General features: G+C 59.6%; 17 protein-coding genes. 12 read left to right on the top strand and 5 right to left on the bottom strand.

Annotated elements, in window-relative coordinates; translation table 11 throughout:
* Window positions 1-64: 64 nt before the first annotated feature.
* From AAA021_RS01705 to AAA021_RS01690, 4 genes are all read left to right on the top strand, one after another.
* Window positions 65-1,303, top strand: a complete 1,239-nt coding sequence (locus AAA021_RS01705; RefSeq protein ID WP_271737941.1) for a glycoside hydrolase family 88 protein — start codon at window positions 65-67, stop codon at window positions 1,301-1,303.
* Between the two features lies 1 nt (window position 1,304).
* Window positions 1,305-2,210, top strand: a complete 906-nt coding sequence (locus tag AAA021_RS01700; protein WP_349087689.1) for a sugar phosphate isomerase/epimerase family protein — start codon at window positions 1,305-1,307, stop codon at window positions 2,208-2,210.
* Window positions 2,211-2,312: 102 nt separating this feature from the next.
* A complete protein-coding gene (locus AAA021_RS01695; RefSeq protein WP_349087688.1) occupies window positions 2,313-3,530 on the top strand; it encodes an FAD-dependent oxidoreductase in 1,218 nt (405 codons plus the stop codon).
* Between the two features lie 197 nt (window positions 3,531-3,727).
* Window positions 3,728-5,677: an NAD(P)/FAD-dependent oxidoreductase gene (locus AAA021_RS01690; RefSeq protein WP_349087686.1), complete on the top strand. Its 1,950-nt coding sequence runs from the start codon at window positions 3,728-3,730 to the stop codon at window positions 5,675-5,677.
* 120 nt (window positions 5,678-5,797) lie between these two features.
* Here the strand turns inward: AAA021_RS01690 and AAA021_RS01685 are convergent, their stop codons facing one another.
* The 3 genes from AAA021_RS01685 to AAA021_RS01675 all read right to left on the bottom strand — a co-directional run bounded on the left by AAA021_RS01685 (window position 5,798) and on the right by AAA021_RS01675 (window position 8,242).
* Complete coding sequence (locus AAA021_RS01685; protein ID WP_161115487.1) at window positions 5,798-6,439, bottom strand: RpiB/LacA/LacB family sugar-phosphate isomerase; 642 nt, start codon at window positions 6,437-6,439, stop codon at window positions 5,798-5,800.
* 140 nt (window positions 6,440-6,579) lie between these two features.
* Entirely contained in the window at window positions 6,580-7,389 is an 810-nt protein-coding gene (locus AAA021_RS01680) for a gluconate 5-dehydrogenase (protein ID WP_349087685.1), read from the bottom strand.
* 160 nt (window positions 7,390-7,549) lie between these two features.
* Complete coding sequence (locus tag AAA021_RS01675; protein WP_349087684.1) at window positions 7,550-8,242, bottom strand: FadR/GntR family transcriptional regulator; 693 nt, start codon at window positions 8,240-8,242, stop codon at window positions 7,550-7,552.
* Window positions 8,243-8,475: 233 nt separating this feature from the next.
* On the opposite strand from AAA021_RS01675, the gene AAA021_RS01670 reads away from it, so the two are divergent.
* Window positions 8,476-9,837: a gluconate:H+ symporter gene (locus tag AAA021_RS01670; RefSeq protein WP_349087683.1), complete on the top strand. Its 1,362-nt coding sequence runs from the start codon at window positions 8,476-8,478 to the stop codon at window positions 9,835-9,837.
* Window positions 9,838-9,945: 108 nt separating this feature from the next.
* Window positions 9,946-11,724: a dihydroxy-acid dehydratase gene (gene ilvD / locus AAA021_RS01665; RefSeq protein WP_349087682.1), complete on the top strand. Its 1,779-nt coding sequence runs from the start codon at window positions 9,946-9,948 to the stop codon at window positions 11,722-11,724.
* A gap of 187 nt (window positions 11,725-11,911) precedes the next feature.
* Here the strand turns inward: ilvD and AAA021_RS01660 are convergent, their stop codons facing one another.
* Window positions 11,912-12,142, bottom strand: a complete 231-nt coding sequence (locus AAA021_RS01660) for an ArsC/Spx/MgsR family protein (RefSeq protein WP_230320329.1) — start codon at window positions 12,140-12,142, stop codon at window positions 11,912-11,914.
* Window positions 12,143-12,643: 501 nt separating this feature from the next.
* Here AAA021_RS01660 and AAA021_RS01655 point away from each other — a divergent pair.
* The 6 genes from AAA021_RS01655 (at window position 12,644) to AAA021_RS01630 (ending at window position 16,922) form a co-directional block, all read left to right on the top strand.
* On the top strand, window positions 12,644-14,083 hold the full coding sequence (locus AAA021_RS01655; protein ID WP_035136865.1) for an MDR family MFS transporter: 1,440 nt from the start codon (window positions 12,644-12,646) through the stop codon (window positions 14,081-14,083).
* A gap of 3 nt (window positions 14,084-14,086) precedes the next feature.
* A complete protein-coding gene (locus AAA021_RS01650) occupies window positions 14,087-14,593 on the top strand; it encodes a CBS domain-containing protein (RefSeq protein WP_006234745.1) in 507 nt (168 codons plus the stop codon).
* 174 nt (window positions 14,594-14,767) lie between these two features.
* The gene (locus AAA021_RS01645) at window positions 14,768-15,328 is read left to right on the top strand and encodes an MGMT family protein (RefSeq protein ID WP_195520936.1); all 561 of its coding nucleotides are present in this window, start codon (window positions 14,768-14,770) and stop codon (window positions 15,326-15,328) included.
* Between the two features lie 333 nt (window positions 15,329-15,661).
* On the top strand, window positions 15,662-15,997 hold the full coding sequence (locus tag AAA021_RS01640; RefSeq protein WP_349087681.1) for a hypothetical protein: 336 nt from the start codon (window positions 15,662-15,664) through the stop codon (window positions 15,995-15,997).
* A 5-nt stretch (window positions 15,998-16,002) separates the two neighbouring features.
* Entirely contained in the window at window positions 16,003-16,683 is a 681-nt protein-coding gene (locus tag AAA021_RS01635) for a tyrosine-type recombinase/integrase (RefSeq protein ID WP_229077193.1), read from the top strand.
* Window positions 16,683-16,922: a hypothetical protein gene (locus AAA021_RS01630; protein ID WP_349087680.1), complete on the top strand. Its 240-nt coding sequence runs from the start codon at window positions 16,683-16,685 to the stop codon at window positions 16,920-16,922. Before AAA021_RS01635 ends, AAA021_RS01630 begins: the two co-directional genes overlap by 1 nt.
* 222 nt (window positions 16,923-17,144) lie before the next feature.
* On the opposite strand, the gene AAA021_RS01625 is transcribed toward AAA021_RS01630, so the two are convergent.
* On the bottom strand, window positions 17,145-18,236 hold the full coding sequence (locus AAA021_RS01625; RefSeq protein ID WP_349087679.1) for an ATP-binding protein: 1,092 nt from the start codon (window positions 18,234-18,236) through the stop codon (window positions 17,145-17,147).
* Window positions 18,237-18,513 lie beyond the last annotated feature (277 nt).

Genomic DNA, 18,513 nt, shown 5'->3' with positions numbered 1-18,513 from the left:
TATTCCCCGTTCGCGTTACACTAGGGGTAACGTTCACCTATCGTTTATGTCAGAGGGGACAGCAATGGGTTGCAATCAAATCCTGGACCGTTATATCGAGCAGTTGATCGAAACCTCTACGCCGCAGGCGCCGGCTTGGAATATCGAAAAGATTCGCGCCGGCAAGGAGAACACCTGGAACTATATCGACGGCTGCATGATCAAGGCGCTCATCGAGCTGTACGAGATCACGGGTGAGCAGCGCTACCTGACCTTTGCCGATGACTACATCGATTTCTTTGTCCAGGACGACGGTACCATCAAGCATTACAACCCGCAGGAGTACAACCTCGATAACGTCAATGCGGGCAAGACCCTCTACAAGCTCTATGACCTGGTGGGCAAGCCCAAGTACCGTGCCGCCATGGATACCATCTACCGCCAGCTCGAGACCCAGCCGCGCACCAAAGAAGGCGTGTTTTGGCACAAGGCCGTCTATCCCAACCAGATCTGGCTCGATGGCATGTATATGGCCCAGCCGTTCTACATGCAGTACGAGCTGAGCTTCCACAACCGTCGTGCCTGCTCGGACAGCTTCCATATGTTCCAGGTCGTGCATGACCTGATGCGCAACCCCCTCAACGGTCTGTACTATCACGCTTACGACGCGAGCCGCAAACAGTTCTGGTGCGACCCGGTCACCGGCCTTTCGGCTAACTTCTGGCTGCGCGCCGAGGGCTGGTTTGCCATGGCACTCATCGATACCTGGGAGCTCATGCCGCCTTCGATGTCAGCCGAGAAGGACGAGATTCGCAAGATGTTCCACGACCTGATCGACGCAATGCTGCCGTATCAGGACGAGAAGACCGGCATGTGGCATCAGGTCATCAACCTGCCCAATATCGCCCCCAACTACCTGGAGGAGTCTGGTAGCGCGATTTTTGCCAATGCCATCATGAAGGGCGTGCGTCTAGGCGTGCTGGGCGAGCGTTACTACCAGTACGGCCGTCGCGCCTTCGACGGCATCTGCGAGACCTGCCTGTCCGAGCATGATGGCCAGCTGGCGCTCGACAACATCTGCCTGGTCGCGGGCTTGGGCAACACCGCGCACCGCGAGGGCACGTTTGATTACTACATGAGCGAGCCCGTGGTCAAAAATGATGCAAAGGGTGTGGCGCCGCTGGTGCTTGCCTATATCGAGACCATGCATCACGACAAGCTGGCCGGTAAGCGCGATCCGCTCGCCCCCTCGGGCGTGTGCTCCATCGAGGACCCGTTTGGCGGATACACCCCGGGCATCAACGCTCATAAGGGATGTGAATAACGTGGGGGCTATTACTCCGGGTGTGCGTTTGCACGACCTTCCGCAGGGGACCGTCGAGGAACGCATCCGCATGGCGGGAGAGCTGGGCTTTTCGTGCATTCAGCTGCCGAGCAAGGTGCTCTACGCATCGATGGGGATCGATCGAGGCGGCCTGACCCGCGAGCTTGCCGACCATTTGCGTGCGGTGCTCGACGAGGCGGGCGTTTCGGTCGCCGTGCTCGGCTGCTATAAGAATTTGGCGACGCCCGATCGCCAACAGCTCATGGATAACATTGCCGAGTACGAGGCATGCCTGAACTTTGCCCAGATGCTCGGCGGATGCCCGGTTGGCACCGAGACCGGTCGCCCCAATGCGCAGAACCGCGTTGCTGACGACCGCATGACCGATGGGGCACTCGAAGCGTTTACAGACGGGCTTGCACGCGTTTGCGATCGGGCCGAGGCCGTGGGCGGGCAAATACTGATCGAGCCCGGTTGGAACGAGACGGTTAATACGCCGGATCGCTGCCGTGAGGTGCTGGAGCGCGTCTCGAGCCCGTCGCTCGGCGTGATCTACGACCCAGTGTCGCTGCTGCACCCCAGCGTTGTTGACGAAGCGCAGGAAATCACAGCGCGCATGCTCTACTTATGCGGCAGTAAGATCCGCGTGCTGCACGCCAAGGATTTTGAGGTCGTCGACAACGAGGACAAAGCCGGTTGGTGCGACGGTACGGGCTCACGCCTGGTGTGCCACGGCGTGGGCGAGACGGGTCGCTATGACTTTGAGCCCGTGGTGGCCTGGGCTGCCGCCGCCTGCCCTGGGATTCCCTGCGTGGTCGAGAACAGCGTGCCGGCGACGGCGGCTGACTGCCTGGCGACACTCGAGCACATGTCCGCTCGCTGCGGGGCTTCGCATCGCGAGTTATAGCATTGGCTTTTGCCGTGTCGGCAGATTGAGATTACCTGTATGGGACGGCGGTGAAGGGTCTTTATCGTCGCCCCATTGGATTGCATTAAAAAGGGGAGTTGCGTGGCTATCCACATTGTCGAAGAGGCGAATCGTTGCCTAGGTTGTAAAAGGGCGTTCTGTCAGATTAAGGGCTGCCCGGTTCAGACGCCTATTCCGCGGGTCATCGACCTGTTCAAACAGCGTCGTCTAGAAGAGGCGGGCGAGCTGCTGTTCCAGAACAATCCCATGAGCGCGGTCTGCTCCATGGTGTGCAACCATTCGGGCCAGTGCGAGGGTGCTTGCATCCAGGGCCGCAAGGGCACACCCGTACATTTCTCGAGCATCGAGAACTATATCTCGACAGCGTATTTGGATCGTAAGGAGTGGACGCCCGCGCGGTCGTGCGGCAAACAGGTTGCTGTGGTCGGTTCCGGTCCTGCCGGTATTACCGTGGCCATTAAGATGGCCCAGCTGGGCTGTGCCGTCACGGTATTTGAGCAGCGCCCCGAGATCGGCGGTGTGCTGGAGTACGGTATCCCCGAGTTCCGCCTGCCCCGTGCGCTCGTGCAAAAGTATCGTCACGTGATGTGCTCGCTCGGCGTGCGCGTTCGTCCGTCGACTACCATCGGCGGTGCGCTCCACATCGACGACCTGCTGCGCGACGGCTACGATGCGGTCTTTGTTGGCACCGGTACCTGGCGAGCTCGCAAACTGGGTATTCCCGGCGAGTCGCGCGGCAACGTGCTGTTTGGTATCGATTACCTGGTCGATCCTTCGAGCGTGGCGATCGGACAGAATGTGGCGGTCATCGGTGCCGGTAACGTGGCCATGGATGTGGCCCGCACGGCGCTGCGCTCGGGTGCTCGTAAGGTCACCGTGTATGCTCGATCGCGCCATATCTCGGCCATCGATGACGAGGTGGAGCTGACCGAGCTTGACGGTGCCGAGATTGTGTGCGGCAAGGCGATCTGCGCCATCGACGATAACGGTCCGGTGTTCGAGACGGCTATCTTTGACGAGGACAACAACGTGGTGGGCTACGAGGAAGAGCTCGACCATGCGTCTGCCGACACAGTTGTGATTGCGGCTTCGCAGGTGCCCAAGGACAAGCTTGTGCTTACGACGGGCGGTCTGGAGACCGACCATCGCGGCCTTCTTTCGGTCGATGAATGCGGTATGACCACCGTGCCTGGCGTCTTTGCCGCCGGCGACGTGGTTAACGGCCCGCTCACCGTGGTTCATGCCGTGGCAGGCGCCAAGCTTGCCGTCGAAGGCATCACCAGCTACCTGGGTCTCTAACCCATCCCACCCATCAGTTGCGGTGAAATACGGACTGTTTTGGCTGTCAAAAGCCTTATCTACTCCGTATTCCACCGCAACTTTTTGGGGGTTGAGCAGAGACTGGGGGAGCGCGTGCGGTCGGGTGCTGCACGGTTGCTGGTACGATAGGTACGTCAGCAACTGCCGCCGAGCGGCTCAAATGAAAGGAACCCTGTATGGAGTCCTCTGCCTATCCAATGCTCTTTAGCCCGATCAAGGTCGGTACGACCGAGGTCAAGAACCGCGTCTTTATGCCGCCGGTGTCCACCAACCTGGCCGATCATGGCTATGTGACCGACGACTTGGTCGATCATTACCGTGCCCGCGCCAAGGGCGGCGTGGGCCTCATCATCACCGAGGTCGTGACGGTCGAGCCTACCTATACCTATCTGCCGGGTGACATGTGCTGCTACGACGACACGTTTATCCCTGGCTGGGAAAAGCTCGCCGCGGCCGTCCACGAGTATGGCTGCAAGATCATGCCGCAGCTCTTCCACCCCGCCTACATGGCCTTTAACATTCCGGGTACGCCGCGCCTGATCGCTCCGTCCTTTGTGGGCCCGTCCTATGCCCGCGAGGCGCCGCGCCCCATTACGGTCGATGAGATTCACGAGCTCACGCATCAGTTTGGCGACGCTGCCGTGCGTATGCAGAAGGCCGGTGTCGATGGCGTCGAGGTCCATGCGGCGCACGCCCACGGCATGCTCGGCGGTTTCTTGACCCCGCTCTATAACAAGCGTACCGATGAGTACGGCGGCTCGCTCGACGCCCGCATGCGCTTTTTGCTCGAGGTCATCGCCGAGATTCGCGAGCGCTGCGGCAAGGACTTTATCATCGACGTCCGCATCTCGGGCGATGAGTACACCGATGGCGGCCTGACCCTCAACGACATGATCTATGTCTCGCGTCGCTTGGAGAAGGCCGGCGTCGACATGATTCACGTGTCGGGCGGTACCACCATCAAGCGCGGTTCCGCAATTCCCGCCGCCGGTACTCAGCAGGCCTCGCATGCCGCCTGCTCGCGCGAGATTAAGAAGCACGTGAACATTCCCGTCGCCACGGTCGGCCGTATCAACGAGGCCTGGATCGCCGAGGAGCTGATCGAGGACGGCGCTGCCGATATCTGCATGATGGGCCGCGCCAATCTGTGTGATGCCGAGTTCTGCAACAAGGCCGCTGCCGGCAACGCCGACGATATTCGCCCCTGCATTGGCTGCCTGCGCTGCCTGAACGGCATTATGTTTGGCAAACGCATCTCCTGCACCGTTAATCCGGACGTGGAGCGCGACGAGGCTGGCTACGAGCCTGCCGCCGAGGCCAAGAACGTGCTCGTTGTGGGCGCTGGTCCTGCGGGCATGGAGGCGGCGTTCATTGCCGCCAAGCGCGGCCACAACGTGGTGCTCGTGGACAAGCAGGACGAACCGGGCGGCGAGATGCGTATCGCAGCCGTTCCGCCGGCAAAGCAGGAACTCACCCGTGTGATCAAGTATCAGTATCGCCGTCTTGCTGAGGCGGGCGTGAAGTGCGTATTTGGCACCGAGCTTACTGCCGAGGACATTCAGCGCGACTACGCCGGCTACGAGGTCGTCCTGGCCTATGGCGCCGAGCCCATCGCTCCGGCCTTCATGCAGGGCTTTAAGCAGGTTATGACGGCCGACGACCTGCTGGGTGGCAAGGCTTTCCCGGGTAAGAAGATCGTCATCGTGGGCGGCGGCACCGTTGGCTGCGAGACGGCCGATTACCTGGCCCCGTTGGTCAACGACCTGTCGCCGGCCAACCGCGATGTCACCGTCATCGAGATGACCAAGACGCTCGCCGCCAACGAGGGCGGTGCCGGTCGCGCGGTGCTCATCACGCGCATGCTCTCCAAGGGCGTCCACGTGCTGACCGAGGCCAAGGTGACCGAGATCACAGAGGACACCATCAGTTACGAAAAGGACGGCGAGGTCCACACCATCACCGGTGCCGATACGCTGGTGCTTGCCATGGGCTATCGTCCCAATACCAAGTTGGCCGACGACCTTGCCGCTGCCGGCGTTGCTGTCCACGTGCTGGGCGATGCCCAGAAGTGTGGCAACATCCGCGATGCCATCGGCGATGGTTACAAGGTTGCCTGCGAGCTCTAGTCGGCCCCTTGGTGTATGGGGGACCTATCCCCGCGGCGCCAGTCGGTAGATAGCAAAAAGCGGCGGTCGTTCCATACGTGGGACGACCGCCGCTTGCGTTAGCTGCAATGAGTCGTGCGATTAGAGGCCCAGGATCTCCTTGACCTTGGCGATGATGGTCTCATCGGTGGCGTTGGCAAAGAAGTACTCCTGGAAGTGCTCGCCAGCCAGGGCGCCGCGGACCAGGTCCTGATCGATCTCGCCCAGGACGTCGACGAGCGGGCGCATGGTCACAGCGCGCACGCCGTCGAGGATTTTCTTGTTACGCTGCTCGGGCTCAACGCGCTCGGCAGGATAGCCGTTGCCCGAACCAAAGCCAAAGAGCTTCTCGAAGGTGTACTCAAGATTGAGCTCCTGGCCCCAGCCATTCTTGAGGGCGAAGGGCATGGCGACGGCGTTGCCATCGTTGACCTGGGCAAAAGTGTAGGCGTCGAGCGGGTCGGCAACATGGCCGCACAGCACGCCGGGGAAGGAGTTGCAGGCGAGCATGGCGCCCTCGCCGGTGCCGCAGCCGGTCACGACGTAGTCGGCAGCGCCGGAGTTCAGCAGCACGGCGGCAAGGATGCCGTTCTGCACGTAGGTGAGGGGCTTGGAGTCGGCGTCGGCATACATGCCATAATTAAAGACGGTGTGGCCCATGGGCTCGACAACCTTCTTAAGGGCAGCCTCGATCATGGGGTTCTTGGAGTTCTGAGAGTTCTCATTGATCAGAGCGATCTTCATTGCGAATTACCTTTCTATTTCTAACTTGCGGTGAAATGCGGACTGTTTTGCCTGATAGAAGCCAAAACCAATCCTTATCTCACCGCAACTCAAATGAAAAACGAGTGGATGAAACCTGATGTGGGCAGTTGCGGCGACGCTTATTGAGGCTGTTTTCCAATGTATGCGAGGATGCCGCCGTCGACATAGAGGATGTGGCCGTTGACGAAGTTCGATGCATCGGAAGCCAAGAACACGGCGGGGCCCTTCAGATCCTCGGGCGTGCCCCAGCGGGCTGCCGGCGTCTTAGCAATGATGAACTGGTCAAACGGATGGCGGCTGCCGTCGGGCTGCGTCTCGCGCAGCGGCGCGGTCTGCGGCGTGGCGATGTAGCCGGGTCCAATGCCGTTGCACTGGATATTGGCCTCGCCAAACTCCGAGCAGATGTTCTTGGTGAGCATCTTGAGTCCGCCCTTGGCGGCGGCATAGCCGGCGATGGTCTCGCGGCCCAGCTCGCTCATCATCGAGCAGATGTTGATGATCTTGCCGTGGCCCTTGGCGATCATGCCGGGCAGGCAGGCCTTGGACACGATAAACGGTGCGTTGAGGTCAATATCGACGACGCGGCGGAAGTCCTCGGCGCTCATGTCGAGCATCGGGGTGCGCTGGATGACGCCGGCGTTGTTGACCAGGATGTCGGGCGTGGTGCCAAAGTCGGTCTCGATCTTGGCGATGAGCTCGGCGACGACGGCCTCGTCGGTGACGTCTGCCACGTAACCATGAGCCTCAAAGCCCAGCTCGCGGTAGTGCTTCTCGGCCTCGGCTACCTTGTCGGCGTGACGTGCGTTAAAGGCGATCTTGGCGCCGACCTCTCCGAGCGCCTCGGCGATGGCCATGCCAATGCCATAGGTGGCGCCGGTTACGAGCGCGACCTTGCCATCCAGGCGGAAGCTGTCCATAAGATCAGACATAGCGATCCTTTCAAAAGAAACGTTCATCTATATAAGTCTTGCTTTTCATACAAGGTCAGTATAGGAGAAGAGGAGGATTTAAAAATCAGATTCTTCTAAAATCAGGTGAACGTTCACTTTTAAAAGGCGAACGGTAGTCTCGCCCTTGCCGTGCGGACGTCTATTTGCTCTGTTCCTGCGCTCCCTCTGCGATCATGTTGCGGTTGTACACCAGATGCAGGTACATCGCGTCGTGCGCTGCGGTGGGATTGCGCGCGGCGATGGCGTCGGCCACGCCACGGTGGGTGCGGATGGTTTCCTCAACCAGCTTTTTGCCGGTCACGTCAATAAACAGGGGGACAGACGCCTTGAGCACGCCCATTAGGCGGGGAACGACGAGGTTGCCGCAGCTTTCGGCAATTGCGATGTGAAACGCGGTGTCGGCGGCAGAATAGTCTTCGTCCCGCGCGGCCAAGTGCTCGGACTCATCGCAAAGCTCTTTAATGCAGATGATTTGATCGTCGGTCGCGTGCTCTGCGGCCATGCTGGCCATCTGCGGCTCGATCATAAAGCGCACTTCGAGCAGGTCGCGTGCCAGGCGCCTCTTGTCATCGATAAAGGTAAAGCCCAGCGGATCGTCGGCAACGCCGGGGTTTGATGCCACATAGGTGCCCGAGCCCTGCTTAATGCGCACGATGTTGCGCGACTGCAGCAGCTTCATAGCCTCGCGTACGGTGCTCCTGCCAGCACCCAGGCGCTCGACGAGCACAGCCTCCTTGGGCAGGCGGTCGCCTTGCTCAAGATGCTCATCCAGGATCAGTTGAATAATTTTCTCCGAAATCTGCTCGGGGAGTCCCGAATCGGCTCGTGCCACGCTTCACCTCATATCAAAAGAATTCATCAGAGCTATTCTAGCTCATTTAACAGAAGCCGCGGTGGTTCGCTCCGACAATGGAGAACTGTAAGTGGCCGTTTACCGTAAAAAACAGATCGTTCAGCAAATACATCAGATGTATTTCGAAAAAGTTTCCCTTTTAAACATCAGACCTATTGAAAATACGCTATAGTCTAAGGCGAATTCAAAAGGTCTGATGAATTGGAGGAAAGATGTCAGACCCAACGTTTATGGCCGACCCCACCAGGCTGGTCATCGCCGCTATCGTGGGCATCGCGCTGCTGCTTGCGCTCATCATTAAGTTCAAGCTGCATCCTGTGCTTTCGATGATGGTCTCGGCGCTCGCGATCGGCATCGGCGCCGGTATGCCGCTCGACCTGGTGGCGGACACTGTCACCAAGGGCGTGGGAACCACGCTGCAAAACATCGCCCTGCTCATTGGCCTCGGCTCGATGTTTGGCCAGATTCTTGAGGAGAGCGGCGGCGCCAAGAAGATCGCCCAGACCTTCATCGATACCTTTGGGCAGGGTCATTCCAGCTGGGCACTGGGTATTACCGGTCTGGTCATCGGCACTACGGTGTTCTTTGAGGCCGGCGTGGTCGTTTTGATCCCGCTCGCCTTTAGCGTGGCGTCGCAGACCAAAAAGTCGACGCTCTACTACGGCATCGCGCTACTCGCGGGACTTGCCGCTGGCTATGCGTTTGTGCCGCCATCGGCCGGGTCGGTTTTGGTCGCCGGCACGCTCGGTGTCGACCTGGGCACCATGATCCTCGTCGGTATCCCCACCGCCTTCATCGCCATGGCGATTGCCGGCGTCATCTGGGGCCGCAACGTGGGCGGTCGCATTTTTACCGATGTTCCGGAGCACTTTACCTCTGCCGAGGGTGCGAGCGACGAAAAGGAGCTTCCCTCCTTTGGCATGGTGCTTGCCATCGTGCTCACGCCGCTTTGTCTGATTTTGCTGGGCACGTTGTCCTCTTATATCCCCATGCCCGCCGAGTTCGCCTCGATTCTCGCCTTCCTGGGCAAGCCGTTCGTCGCTTTGACGCTCGCCACGCTCGTCGCGATGTATCTGCTGGGCGCGCGCCGCGGCTACTCCGGCGCCGAGCTCAAGGCCTTGCTCGACCGCTCTCTTAAGCCCGTCGGCATGATCTTGCTGGTTATCGCTTGCGGCGGCGTCATTCGCTGGATGCTGCAGGACTGCGGCTTGGGCCAGGTTATTGGCCCTATGCTCGAGGCTTCACCGCTGCCTTTGGTGGTTGTTGCCTTTTTGATTGCCGTCATGGTGCGTGCCTCTGTCGGCAGCTCCATCGTCGCTATGACCATGGCATCGGGCATTATGGCCGCCATGCCCGCGGTTGCCGGTGCTTCGGTGCTCATGCGTGCCGCTATCTGTCTTGCCATCTGCGGCGGTGCCACGGCCCTCTCGCACGTCAACGATGCCGGTTTTTGGATGTGCTCCTCATTCCTGGAGATTGACGAGAAGACCACCCTCAAGTCCTGGACCGTTATGGAGACGCTCATCGGCCTTTCGGGTCTTGCCTGCGCCCTGGTGATTTCGTTCTTCGCCTAGTTCGCGTAGCTAAGCATCTTTCGCCGAGTGCATCGCTCGGTACCCATTTTCACCTGATTCATTAACCAACGATTGGTACAACCGTTCAAACCAAAAGAGGAGAACATCATGGACGAGAAAACCAAAGCACAGATTCAGCAGGAGGCCGCCGACCTGGTTGCCAAGCTGCAGCCGCGTTCTGGCAAGTTCCGCACCATCAGCCCCGAGATGGACCCGCTGCGCCTGGGCTCTGGCTGGTCCATCGAGGATCTGGACAAGCCGCAGGTCATTATCGAGTCGACGTTCGGCGACTCGCACCCGGGTTCTGCCGGCCTGTTTGATCTGGTCGAGGAGGTCCGTGCTGGCGTTGCCGAGGCTGGCGGTCACGGTGCTCGTTACTTCTGCACCGACATTTGCGACGGTGAGGCCCAGGGCCACGACGGCATCAACTACTCGCTGCCCAGCCGCGACATGATCGCCAACATGATCGAGATTCATGCCAAGGCCACTCCATTCGACGCCGGCGTCTTTGTCGCCAGCTGCGATAAGGGTCTGCCTGCGAACCTCATGGCCATGGGCCGCATAAACATCCCCTCCATCGTCGTTACCGGCGGTGTCATGGATGCCGGTCCCGACCTGCTGACCCTGGAGCAGCTCGGCGCCATCTCGGCCCGCTATGAGCGCGGCGAGATTTCCCGCGAGGAGCTCGAGTTTGCCAAGCACAACGCATGCCCCAGCTGCGGTGCCTGCTCCTTTATGGGTACCGCCTCGACCATGCAGGTTACCGCCGAGGCCCTGGGCCTTATGCTCCCCGGCACGGCTCTGCTGCCCGCAACCAGCTCCGATCTGCGTGAGTTTGCGCGCGAGGCTGGCCGTCAGTCCGTGTGGCTCTCCGAGCACAACCTGTGCCCCCGCGACATCGTGACCAAGGAGTCCTTCGAGAATCTCATCATGGTCCACGGCGCCATCTCCGGTTCCACCAACTCGCTGCTGCACATTCCCGCGATCGCCCGCGAGTTTGGCATCGAGATGTCCGCCGACGATTTCGATCGCCTGCACCGTGGCGCCCACTACCTGCTCAACGTTCGCCCCGCAGGCGAGTGGCCGGCGCAGTTCTTCTACTATGCGGGCGGCGTGCCGCGCATCATGGAGGAGATCAAGTCGATGCTCCACCTCGGCGTTATGACCGTCACCGGCAAGACTCTCGGCGAGAACCTCGAGGACCTCAAGAACAACGGTTACTACGAGAAGTGCGGTCGTTACCTTGAGAAGTGGAATCTCAAGCGCGAGGACATCATCCGTCCGTTTGACCAGGCCTTCGGCACCGACGGTTCCATCGCCATCCTCCACGGCAACCTTGCCCCCGAGGGCGCCGTCGTCAAGCACACGGTTGTTCCGCGCGAGATGTTCCAGGCTACGCTTAAGGCACGTCCGTTCGACTGCGAGGAGGACGCCATCCACGCCGTCCTGACGCACGAGGTCAAGCCCGGCGACGCCGTCATCATTCGCTACGAGGGCCCCAAGGGTTCCGGCATGCCCGAGATGTTCTACACCACCGAGGCTATCGCCAGCGACCCCGAGCTGGGCGCGAGCATTGCTCTGATCACTGACGGCCGCTTCTCCGGCGCCTCCAAGGGCCCGGCTATCGGTCACGTTTCGCCCGAGGCTGCCGTGGGCGGCCCGATTGCCCTGATCGAGGAGGGCGACCTGATCCAGATCAACATCCCCGAGCGCTCGCTGTCTATCGTAGGCATCGCCGGTAAGGAGATGGAGCCGGCCGAGGTCGACGCCGTCCTGGCCGAGCGCCGAGCCGCTTGGAAGCCCAAGGCTAATCGCTATACCTCCGGCACGCTCAAGTTCTTTACCGAGCATGCAGTTTCTGCCATTCAGGGTGGCTACATGGAGTAGCGCCCATGCGCATCAAATATCTCCTCTCATAGATGCGCGGCACAAAGAGCCCCGAGCCACGTCACCGGGGCGCGTTGTTCAGCGCCGCCGGGGCGCTCCACTCAAACGACAAGAGACGTCTTACGCAAGCGCCCGCGTCCGTGGATAAAACCACGGGCGTGGGCGCTTCACTTTATTCCCAGCCGCTTTATTCCCAGCCCTTCCACACGTCAGGCTCGTAGCCAACGGTTGCCTGGCGGCCGTTGCGAACGATGGGCTCACGAAGAATCTGCTGGTTATCGAGCACCTTTTCGAACTTCTGGTCGGCAGCAAGATACTGTACGAGCGCAACCGTGTCGGCATCTTTCGCCTTTGGATCGATCACAGCGTCGATCCCGCCGACGGCGCGCGCCACGCTTTCGAGCTCGCCTTCGCTCAATTCTCGTCCGTCCATGATACGACAAGGGAGCCGAGCAAAAACAGAGCAGGCGGAGATGGAGGAGGACGGCGACCGACCGTCGGCAAGAGTCGGCCGGATCGGACTGGCGCCCAGCGCGCGCCGGCGACACGCTCGCAGCTGCACACATAGCCGATGTACAAGCTCGCCGCGGCGTTCCCTCGCCCCGCGGTGTGGCGATAGAGAAGCACGCCACCCGTCAACGATGGCGCCTCGGTGAAGAAAATCAACGTCTGGGTTACATCCCTTGAAAGGGGCGAAGACGGCTGCTAGAATACCTCCCCGCTATGAAGGATTTGACCAAAGCATACATCGCAATTCGGCGGCCCCTGGTATACGGGGCCTCTCCTGTTGTTCCCCAAGTGCGCTCTGAGCAGCCGCTTTCTTCCTGTCGTATCTGATGCACGCATAGCACGTGCATGTTATTTCGCCCGTGGGCCGGCGCGCCTTCGGCGAAGAATCGAATAGATACGAAGGAAGCTTATGTCTGATAATTGTACGGTCGCGCCCGCCAATGGGCGCATTACCGGTACCCAGATCCGCATCGTCGCGGTCGTCGTCCTGGGTGCCTTCTTGGCGCTACTGAACCAAACGGTGATGTCGCCTGCGCTGCCGGTCATCATGTCCGATTTCGCCATCGATGCCTCGACTGCCCAGTGGATCATGTCCATATACCCGCTGGTGAGCGGCATCATGGTCCCCGTTTCGGCGTTCCTTATCGACAAGTTCAGCACCCGCGCGCTATTCTTCGGGGCGACGCTGGTGTTCGCGCTGGGCACGCTGCTGTGCGCCGCAGCCCCTGATTTCCTGTTCCTCATCATCGGTCGCGTGTTGCAAGCGGCGGGCTCAGGCGTGCTCATGCCGCTTGTCTCGGTGGTTCCCATGCTGGTGTTCCCCGTCGAGAAACGAGGAACGGCTATGGGCATGGCGGGCATCGTCATGTCGGCGGGTCCCGCGGTCGGCCCCGTCGTAGGCGGTGCGGTGATCGACACGTACGGCTGGCGCACCATGATCGGCGCCATCGTCCCCCTCGCAATTCTCGTGCTGGTGCTGGGCGTGTTCATGCTGAAAAACGTGGGCGAGCTGAAGAACCCCAAGCTCGACCTGCCCTCGGTCGTCCTCTCCACCATCGCCTTCGGCGGACTTCTCTACGGGTTCTCGAGCGCCTCGTCGATGGGTTGGGGCAACCCCGTGGTGCTCGGCTCGATCGTCGCGGGTGTCGTGTGCTTGGTGCTGTTCGTCGTACGCCAGGGCAAAATCGAGGACCCGCTGCTTCAACTGGGCACGCTCAAGACGCGCGAGTTCCGCGTGGCCGCCATCATCGTCACGCTCATCAACGCCGCATGCCTGGTCACCAACACGCTGTTGCCGTTGCTGCTGCAAACCTCGCTTGGCGCTTCGGCCTTCGAAACCGGCATGGCCATGCTTCCCGCCGCGGCGGTGGGCATCATCATCAGCCCTATCTCCGGCGTGGTGTTCGACAAGTTCGGTCCGCGTGCCATCTCGATCGTCGGCCTGGCCCTCATGACCGGCGCCCTGTTCCTGCTCTCGCTTTCGACGGTAAACACGCCCATCTTGGTGGTTGCGCTGTTCTGCATGCTGCAGTCCGCCGGCCAGTCGCTCGCGAACATGCCGGTGAACACATGGGGTGTCAATGCCTTGAAAAATGACATGATCGCCCACGGCAACGCCATCGCGAACACCGGCCGCCAGGTCGCCGGCGGTTTGTGCACGGCGCTCATCATCACGGTCATGACAAGCGTCACCGCGTCGGCCGGCGTCGATGCGAGCATCCAAGTAGCCACCGCCGTGGGCGCGGGCGTCGCTTACAAGGTGTGCGCGGCAATCGGCCTCGTTTCCCTTATCTGCGCCATATTCAGCGTGCGCACCAAGAAAACCGCACCGAAAACGAAGGAGGCATAAGCGATGTCCGAGATTCTGTCCGAGCGCATCCCGCTCGAGCTCGAGGGGACGCCCGTTTCGAGCATCATGATTGAAGAGCCGTTCACCTGCACGCAGGATTGCACGATTTCCGACGTGGTGCGCATGCTCGCCGAAAACGAGGTGAGCAGCATGCCCGTAATCGATGAGCGCAACCAGGTGGTCGGGTTCATCTCCGACGGCGATGTCATGGGAGCCATCGCGCAGCATCGCGCTCACACCATCTTCACGGGCGGCGACGCGTCCATGCTGTACTTCGACGATCAGAGCCTTGAGCAGCGCATCGAAGACCTGAAGGATCGCTGCGTCATGGATTTCGCGACGCGCCAGGTAGTGTGTGCCCGTCCCGAGCAGAGCATCGCCCGCGTCGCCGCGCTGCTGGCGAAGAAGAAGTTCAAGAAGCTTCCTGTGGTTGATGACGAGGGCAAACTCGTGGGGGTCATCCGCCGCTCCGCCATCACCAAATACATCTTCGGCATCCTTTTCCAATAGGGGCAGGTCGCACTTGAGGCGAACATCTCGAGGCATCGAGCCAGCAACTGGACCAGACAACCTTGACACGCACGCGCTTTCCCTCGATGCTTCGGTAAGGGGAGCTGCGAAAATCGCAGCACGGGTGATCGGCGCCGCGCCCCCGAAGGCAAAAGCGAACACGGGAGCGATACGATGGGAAAAGTCCTGGACGAAGATTTGGTTTATGAGATTCTCTCCGTCGTGGCAGAGATTCCGGCGGGATGCGTCGCCTCGTACGGTCAGATAGCGCGCCTCATCGGCAGGGAGAAAAACTCTCGCCTGGTCGGAGCGGTGCTGAGCGAGGCGGATCGCTACGGCGATTATCCCTGCCACCGCGTCGTCAACCACGCGGGACGCCTCGCGCCAAACTTCCCCGACCAGCGAGCACTACTGACGGAGGAAGGAGTCGCCTTCCGAGACAACGGCTGCGTCGACATGAAAAAGCACCAGTGGAACGAGTGGCCAGGCAGCGTAGCGTCGAAAGGAGCGACGCCACGGGGAACGACCTGCGCCCCGCCGCCGGACAACCTATGGCAAAGTGACACGTCCCACAAAGAGCGGCGCACCAGTACGAGACACGACCGCGACGTAAAAAGACCCTATGATACTCGTAAGCATCTATCTGATTGCCCGCCTCGAGGTACCCAAAGAACGAGAGATGCCGAAACCCCTAGACAAAGAAAAAGGTCGGGAGCTTTTATGCTTCCGACCTGAAGTTTCATGGTCGCGGGGGGCGGATTTGAACCACCGACCTTCGGGTTATGAGGTCGCTACGACGTTGTTTCATTCAGACATTTCGACCCAAATTGAAGTCAATATAACTCCAGGTCATTTGATGTTTTCATAGATTTACGAAAGAAAAGTACGCGGAATAATTCGACCCAAATTCGACCCACAACGAGCTTGAAAGCGGTCAGGCGGAGCATTACCCTTGGGGTGTGACCCCACGCAGGGCCCACCACCAAGGGTAATGCCCACCCGCCCCAGCCCTTTGCGCCATTCCGCGCAACCGAGCGCGATTCTCAGGCACTTCAGGCAAGGAACACGATGAACGACCGACCTCTCGTCATAGGCAAAGGAACGAAGCAACGCCGCGACAAATACACGTGGCGCTACCGTCACAGCCTCGGCAAGGATCCGGTCACGGGCAAATACCGCTATTCGCCGTGGCAGACCGTACATACCACCAAAAGCCGAGAGGTCGACGCCGCACTCGAAGCCTACAAGGCAGAACTCAACAGCGGCACCTACGTCCAAAAATCGAGGGACACCGTCGGCTCGTACGCAAAAAAGTTCCACGACAACCGCGAAGGAACCATCACGCCGCTCGCCTACTCGACATCCTACTCAATCGAGAACCGGACGCGCACATCACATGCGTGATGCTCATGCTCGACACCGACATGAGAAGGGCAGAAGCCCTCGGGATGACGTGGTCCGATGTCTCCGTCGAGAACAGAAGCATCCTCATTGAGCAGCAGTTCGCGGCCGATCGAAGCGTTCGCTCGCCCAAAAGCAAGAAAAGCGTGCGGAGGATCTCGATAAGCGAGACGCTGACGTCGTATCTCGAATTCTGGAAAAAGGAGCAGGCCCGCGAAATGGAAGCCTTCGGCCTGGAACAAGTCAAAGGCACTCCGCTCGTCCACTCATTCGAACGAACGAAAGACAGGCATCCCCAAGTCAACTTCATGGACCTGAATGGGTTTTCGCGCTGGTTCAGAAACTTCAGCGTCGAGAACGGGTTCGGCAAGTTCGAAGGCGTTCGAACATACCATTATGTGAAGGAAACTGTCGACGGGGAAACGATTTCGAAGCGTTATGAGCATAAAGAGTGGCTCGAATTGAGGGATTACCTCAGGAAGCATCCCAAGGTTCGCGAGGCGAGGCATATCAGCACATATGAGAGCGAGCACCTTCCTTACGGATATTCGGGCCTATCGAGCCACACCGCTACTGCCGCTACTGCCCGCCAGCTTCCGAACCAGCGGGCGGTAGCAGCACCCCGAACATCTCGCCGACAGCGCAGAGAGTCGTCGACCTGGCGGCCAAGGCCGACATCGAGGACGTGATGCTGTGCGACCTGCCCGGCGTCCTGTCCTTCCTAGGGCTGCCACCTGAGACGGAGATGCCGCCGGGCAACAAGGGGAAGACGAAGCTCAAGAAGCTCTACAGGAAGGTGGCGCCGAACAAGGCATACCACTCCGGCGAGCGCGCCAAGGATTTGATCTCGCACCTCGACATGGCAGAGATCAGGGCATCGGCGCCCGTCCCGCTCGGAGAGATAGACAGAGCGGTCATAAGCGGCTGATGTAACTTCTGACACCCTAGAACTTACATCGAGCCCCGAGCTCGGGGCTCTTTTCGTCTAGATTGGGGACGCATGGCCGGACGAAAACAATTTGCGTCTGGTAATAAGCGTACGAAAGCGCAATTTACGTCTTAATTCCGTACGCAAATCAAGACGAAAATCGTTTACGTCTGCTTTAATCCGTACGAAAACGGTTTTCGTCTTGCAGGGCAGTTGCCGTTTCTACAGTTCAACTTCCAGTTCGGCTTTGTGCTCGTAGAGGTAGTCGCGCATGTAGGGGATGGCAAATGAGACCTTGCCGTACGAGGGAGCCTCGATAATCGATTCTCTTAACAGGCGGCTGCGGACGGAACTCACCTGTTGAGGCGTTTTGTTTAGGGCATCGGCAACCATGCTGGTCGAGCTCGTCTGCCCCAAAGATGCCATGCTCAGCAGATAAGCGATGCACGTGGGCGGAATGCGCTGTAGCGCGGGCTCAATCACCATGGCACAGAAGCGTTCGCGTGCCGTTGCAATGCCGCGCTCGGCTTCTTCTTCTCCAATAATCGGTGTATGTGCGCGTCTTGCCAACTGCCATGCGTAGTATCCAACGAGTTGGATCATGAAAGGATAACCTTGCGTTGCCTCGGCAAGTTGGCCGGCAATACCTGGCTGCAACTCCATGCCAGACGCTTCAATGGTTTCCTCGAGGGAGTACGACACTTCGGTTACTGCCACAGCCTTCAGGTCAAAGGGGAGGGCACGGCGCAAAAACGTAAGTGTCTTTCCGTTGATGATGCTTTCAATCATCGAAGGCAGCCCCGCAAAAACAAAGGCTATATCAAGGTCTTCGCCGATAACCTGCTGAATCGCAATGGAGAGCGTTCGGACCTCATCGAGCTCTGCGTCTTGAACCTCGTCGAGAGTGATGAGCAGGCCATTTTCATTCTTGGATATTGTCTGTCTCATGGCGTCGCGTAGCGATGGGCCGATTCGCTCGATATCTATGCTGCCGATGGATATGCCAGCTACGGTGGGCTCAAATCTGGCGTGTTTGGCCTGGAATTTGGGCTGCAGCTGTTCGAAAATGCGCTGGCAAAGTCCCTCGGTTGCGACCTCTTTTATGACCGTCCAGCCACGGCTTTGCGCCAAACGTGAGCACTCGTCAAGGAGGACCGTCTTGCCCGTTCCACGGACGCCGGCTATGCGCATTAGGCGCCCCGGGGTACCAGGCCCGTTGACGAGGCCCTCATTGAATTCTTCGAGCACATCTTCGCGGCCGATAATCGTGGGAGGTGTTTTACCTGCTGTGGGCTTAAAAGGGTTTGTTTGCATGTGAGCCACCTTTGCTCAAGATATAGCAAGATATAGCAAAGTATAGCAAGATATAGCAAAGTATAGTGAGATATAGCAACGTATAGCGCTGTTCGCGGGTTCTTACGGTGGTGCTATTTTCCGAATGCCGCGCGGATAAAGCGCTGGGCGAACAGCTTGTTGGCAACTCACGAGGGCTCGGGGTGCCAATTTGGGGTGCAGTAGTGCTGCGCCACGAAAAGGGCCTATCTACTACGTTTAAGCCGCAGGGGTCAACCATAGTCGGCTTTTTCGAAAA

The sequence above is a fragment of the Collinsella sp. CLA-JM-H32 genome (assembly GCF_040098165.1).
In the GTDB taxonomy this organism is placed as follows: domain Bacteria; phylum Actinomycetota; class Coriobacteriia; order Coriobacteriales; family Coriobacteriaceae; genus Collinsella.
This window is presented reverse-complemented; position numbering and strand designations above follow the sequence as displayed.